This is a genomic window from Vibrio sp. YT-19(2023) (genome assembly GCF_033337395.1).
This window is the reverse complement of sequence record NZ_JAWOQN010000656.1, coordinates 1-637: the sequence shown is the minus strand read 5'-3', so window position 1 is coordinate 637 and position 637 is coordinate 1. Positions and strand designations below refer to the sequence as shown.

The 637-nt window shown below is 45.1% G+C and carries 2 protein-coding genes; one reads left to right on the top strand and one right to left on the bottom strand.

Annotated features, from left to right (window positions below; genetic code table 11):
- Positions 1–251: magnesium transporter (locus R7E78_RS27710; RefSeq protein ID WP_318058831.1), on the top strand; the 251-nt coding region annotated here is incomplete at its 5' end.
- Here R7E78_RS27710 and R7E78_RS27705 read toward each other — a convergent pair.
- Positions 230–637: D-alanyl-D-alanine carboxypeptidase (locus R7E78_RS27705; RefSeq protein ID WP_318058830.1), on the bottom strand; the 408-nt coding region annotated here is incomplete at its 5' end. The genes R7E78_RS27710 and R7E78_RS27705 overlap by 22 nt on opposite strands.

Below are 637 nucleotides of genomic sequence, written 5' to 3'. Positions count from 1 at the left end.
GCATTATGCTTTTTAGTGCCGGCCAATCTACGGGGGGCTTTGAACTGACAGACATCGCACTTGCAATCGCCGTTGCTTTGTTTATTCAAGTCTCAATTTCCACAACGCTTGGCGGTTTGTTGCCAATAATTGCCCGTGCTTGCAAGCTAGACCCAGCCGTATTGGTGAGCCCTGTGCTTGCATCAATCGTTGATATATCAGGTATGTGGATTTACTTTACTGTGGTGAATTACTTCTTAGGTATCGCCTGACTAAAATTCACGATGTCACGGTAAAATAACTGCTCAAAATGCGTAATAGGGGCGATGACAGGTTTGTTATCGTCCCTTTTTTCTGGGAAGTAGTCTGAGACAAACTGGACGAAAATAGTATTCGGCTGGCCATTTTTATCTAAACCATAACCCGCCATGTTGTAGGTTCCGTACAATGAACCACTCTTGGCAATCAGTTGACCTTTGATTGGGGCATTCCGCATGCTTTGGCGGTATTGCAGCGTACCCGATTCGCCTGATTTAGGCATGATGGCAATCAGCTTCAGTGTTTTTTCGTTTTTCCAAATATAACGTAGGATTTCAGCCATTTTGGTCGCAGAAATGCGGTTGTTTCTTGAAAGGCCCGATCCATCTTCCAAGCGTGC